The organism is Komagataeibacter intermedius TF2 (genome assembly GCF_000964425.1).
Taxonomy (GTDB): domain Bacteria; phylum Pseudomonadota; class Alphaproteobacteria; order Acetobacterales; family Acetobacteraceae; genus Komagataeibacter; species Komagataeibacter intermedius.
Genome location: NZ_BANF01000186.1, coordinates 1 through 4,213, shown reverse-complemented (window position 1 = coordinate 4,213; position 4,213 = coordinate 1). Strand labels below are relative to the sequence as shown.

Annotated in this window: 4 protein-coding genes; 2 read left to right on the top strand and 2 right to left on the bottom strand. The window is 55.2% G+C overall.

Going from position 1 to position 4,213, the window contains the following annotated elements:
* Nucleotides 1-195: 195 nt before the first annotated feature.
* Entirely contained in the window at nucleotides 196-1,086 is an 891-nt protein-coding gene (locus B7449_RS15545) for a LysR family transcriptional regulator (protein WP_039736501.1), read from the bottom strand.
* 155 nt (nucleotides 1,087-1,241) lie between these two features.
* On the opposite strand from B7449_RS15545, the gene B7449_RS15540 reads away from it, so the two are divergent.
* The gene (locus tag B7449_RS15540; protein WP_039736503.1) at nucleotides 1,242-2,441 is read left to right on the top strand and encodes an MFS transporter; all 1,200 of its coding nucleotides are present in this window, start codon (nucleotides 1,242-1,244) and stop codon (nucleotides 2,439-2,441) included.
* Between the two features lie 13 nt (nucleotides 2,442-2,454).
* On the opposite strand, the gene B7449_RS15535 is transcribed toward B7449_RS15540, so the two are convergent.
* The gene (locus B7449_RS15535) at nucleotides 2,455-2,715 is read right to left on the bottom strand and encodes a type 2 periplasmic-binding domain-containing protein (protein WP_039736500.1); all 261 of its coding nucleotides are present in this window, start codon (nucleotides 2,713-2,715) and stop codon (nucleotides 2,455-2,457) included.
* A gap of 218 nt (nucleotides 2,716-2,933) precedes the next feature.
* On the opposite strand from B7449_RS15535, the gene B7449_RS15530 reads away from it, so the two are divergent.
* Nucleotides 2,934-4,130: an AAA family ATPase gene (locus tag B7449_RS15530; protein WP_209426748.1), complete on the top strand. Its 1,197-nt coding sequence runs from the start codon at nucleotides 2,934-2,936 to the stop codon at nucleotides 4,128-4,130.
* The last annotated feature ends 83 nt before the right edge of the window (nucleotides 4,131-4,213 follow it).

The following is a 4,213-nucleotide window of genomic DNA, read 5'->3' as shown; positions in this document are numbered from 1 at the left end:
AACCTGAAGGTCATAGGTTCAAATCCTATCCCCGCAACCAAGCATAAACGTCTGAAAAGACAAAGAAAAGCCACCCTCAAGGGTGGCTTTTTTTGTGCCCGGAACACGCCGCAGGATGCACATAGGATGCAAATGGGACTGAAAGCGCAGCGTAGGTTGGGCTGATTTCACGTGTGCGTGAACGTGGGAGCGAGGTCATTTTGACGGAAACAGATTCTCCGTCATGAAGTCGATGAACACCCTGAGCTTCGGTGGGAGATAGGGGCTGGACGGCCACAGAAGACGAAATACCCCTGAATGTGCGGTATGGTCGGACAGCACAGGAACGAGATGTCCGGTCCTGAGATGCTCGTGAAGCACGAAATCCGGCAGGCTGACGATACCCAGCCCAGCTTCGGCCATGCTGATCAGCGGTTCCAGCGCCGAGGCAACAACGGTTGCCGGGGGTTCAATGGCCCCAGCCGGGCGATCCTGCCGCAGTGGCCATGCTTCCAGTTTTCCGGTTGTGGGATATCTGTGGCGCAGACAGACATGATGCACCAGATCAGCCGGTTCGATGGGTGTGCCATGGCGCTCCAGATAGATAGGACTGGCAACCAGCCGGTGATGGAATGTGCCGACGACACGGGTCATCAGGCGTGAGTCCGCAGCATCGCCAGTCCGGAGAACCACATCGAAGCCTTCGCCGATGACATCCACAAGGCGATCGGTGAAATCAAGATCGGGCTCGATTTCCGGATAGGTCCGGATAAAGGCGTTGACGGCAGGCATCAGCAGCATGCCCACCATGGGGAGGCTCACGCGCAGACGCCCCGATGGTGTGGCGTGTGTATCGGCCAGCTCCTGTTCGGCAGCCGCGACTTCTCCCAGGATCCGACGGCAGCGCGCCAGAAAGAGATGCCCTTCCTGAGTCAGCGTGATCGTTCGCGTGCTGCGATGAAACAGCCTGACGCCGAGACGCCCTTCAAGACGTGCAATGGCCTTGCCGACCGCAGAGGCGGACAGGCCCAGTTGCTGACCGGCGGCCGTGAAGCTGCGTGTTTCCGCAGCCTGTATGAAAATGGGAAGAGCGCCCAGACTGTCCATCGCATGATCCGGCCATTACGGACACATTCGTCCATTATGTATGGAACTATAGCCTGATTAATCCGGAGTAGGGACCATCTTATCGTGAGGGCAACGAGGGGCGGCAAAGCGGCAGGCAGCTTTGCGCCACGACATGCTTTGGGATGGATGCTTCCATGAGTTCAGAAACGACCGAATATGACCTGTCCACATCGGGACGCCTGCCGCTGGGAGGCCTCCTTGCTTTGGCCACGGCCGGATTCATCACCATCCTGACCGAGGCTCTGCCGGCAGGTCTGCTGCCCCAGATGGGCAGGAGTCTGAACGTATCGGATGCGATGGTCGGGCAGCTTGTCACACTATACGCAATCGGCTCCCTTGTCGCAGCCATCCCGCTGACCAGCGCCACGCAGGGCTGGCGACGGCGTCGACTGCTGCTTCTGGCCATCGGTGGTTTTGCTGTCGTCAATACGATCACGGCCGTCTCAACCAGCTATGTCCTGACCCTTGCCGCCCGTTTTCTGGCAGGGGTATCGGCCGGACTGCTGTGGGCGCTGCTGGCGGGCTATGCCAGCCGGATGGTGGCCCCCGCCTTGCAGGGACGGGCCATTGCGGTCGCAATGGTCGGGACACCTCTTGCCCTGTCATTCGGCATTCCTCTTGGCACCTTCCTTGGAACGATGGTTGGTTGGCGTTACACTTTCGGTATCATGACCGTGCTGACCGTCGGGTTGCTGGGCTGGGTCGTGGCTGCGGTGCCGGACTTTCCCGGCCAAGGTCAGGGACGACGTCTGACGCTCAGGCACGTGTTCCTGATGCCGGGTGTGCGGAAAGTCCTGTCCGTCATACTGCTGTTCGTTCTGGCCCATAATATCCTCTACACATATATCGCGCCTTTCCTGCTGCAGGTCGGCATCGGCGGACAGGTAGATATGGTGCTGCTGGTATTCGGTCTCACCGCTCTGGTAGGAATCTGGCTGATCGGCGCCTTTATCGATCACTGGCTGCGAGTAATGGTCCTGGCCAGTATCGCTCTTTTCGTGATTGCGGGCTGCATATTGGGTTTTGCAGGGACCAGTCCGATTGCAATTTACATCGGAGCCGGTCTGTGGGGGCTGGCCTTTGGTGGTGCGGCCACGCTGTTCCAGACGGCGTCCGCGCGCGCGGCAGGGGAGGGCGCCGATATCGCCCAGTCGATGATCGTGACCGTATGGAACGCGGCCATTGCCGGCGGCGGGATCGTCGGGGGTCTGCTACTCGAGCATCTTGGCACGACCGTCATTCCGTGGGCAGCAACAGTTTTGCTGCTCTGTGCCCTGATGATCGTCGTGATGGCGTCAGGAAGCGGGTTTACACGCATGCCACGCAATGGCTGACCGAACGCGCTTTTTACTCCCCCGATAGCTGGCTGGGACCGATGCACATATTCTCCTTTAGAAAATCAAGAACTGCCCTGATCCGCGCGGACAGCGTGCTACGATGTCCCAAATAGACGGCTTGCACATCGACAAATCTGTCGATCTGAAAATGCTCAAGCATTGAGGTCAGCCGCCCGGCGATGATGTGTGGATCAACTTGAAACGCCGCAAGGTACGCCAGCCCCGTACCCGGCAGTGCGAGTTCCAGCATCGTGTCGGGTTGGAGTGCCACGAAAGCGCCGAGAGAATGGACAGGGAATGACTGTGAACGTTGAGGAAGAGACGTTCTCTTTGATCATAGACTTCCTGCCTTGATGTACTCGTTCCCTTATATGGTCATGGCTGATCATGACCGCGCCAAGAGTGGTGAGTGGGCGATTGGTCCTGATCGCTCAGAATATCTTTCCAGCAGACAGAAAATATGAGAGAATAACTTTAGTCCATTTTTGAATGAAAAAAAGTGGTTTATATGAATGGGTTACAGTGTTTATGGACGATTCTAGTGGATTGAAGTCTGATTTAGCCCAGATTGTTCGGCTCGCCTTGGCCGAGCAAACGGAGGACGTACGCCTGTTCGCCGCACGGCTAGTTAGAAAATATCGAGGGACTGAACCTGAGTTGGCAGCACAGGTAGATATGTTCCTTCGTTCCAAACCGCATCGCACCGGAGCTCCGTTACGGAAGGCAGTTACACCATCCTCTCCGGAACAGGCTTTGCCAGTGGACGATGAGTCGCGCTTGTCACTGCTTAAAGAGTTTACGGATCTTCCAGATCATGAAGCGCCACTGCTTTCTCCCGGATTGGAGGAAATGCTTGGACAGTTGATCTTGGAGCGTAGGCAAGCTGAGCGTCTTGTCGCAGCGGGCTTGGTGCCAACACGCTCTGCAATATTTGTTGGACAACCTGGACTGGGTAAGACACTCACTGCGCGTTGGTTGGCATCTCAGCTAGGTGTACCGCTGTATGTACTCGATCTTACTGCGGTTATGAGTAGTTTGTTGGGGCGTAGCGGTAACAATTTACGCGCAGCTCTTGATTTTGCTAAACAACGCCCTTGTGTGTTGTTGCTTGATGAAATTGATGCAATTGCCAAGCGACGTAGTGATGATTCCGATGTGGGTGAACTCAAGCGTCTTGTGACAGTGATTTTGCAGGAAGTCGATGAGTGGCCTTCTACCGGGGTGTTGTTGGCCGCAACTAATCATCCAGAGCTGATTGATCCTGCGTTGTGGCGACGGTTTGACTTGGTTGTCGAATTTAAGACACCTGAGCCCATAGCGGTCAAAGAAGCTATTAAACGGTTCTTGGGACCTGATTTCGCGTTGTTTGCTCGGTGGGTAGATATTCTGACTTTCGCGTTTCGTGGACAGTCCTTTAGCGATATAGGAAGAGAGATACAGCGCTTTCGGCGAGCAGTAGCATTGGGAACGGCTTCAGATGTCGATTTAATTGAGGAATTCATTAAAGCTCGCGCTCTATCATTGGATCGACAGGGGCGTATCGATATGGCTGTTTTACTCGCTAAACAAACACGCCTGTCTCAGCATAGTATTTCGGATATTACAGGTGTGAGCCGAGATACTATTAGAAAATACACGACTGACGGTCCTACCGTCGTTCCTAAAAAGCGGAGACGTGAAGGATGAGTCAGACAAATTTTTTGATAGGACGAGGCGAACTCCTTAGGTAATCCCCCCATAAAAAGAGTGACTTTTGAATGAGAATTTTC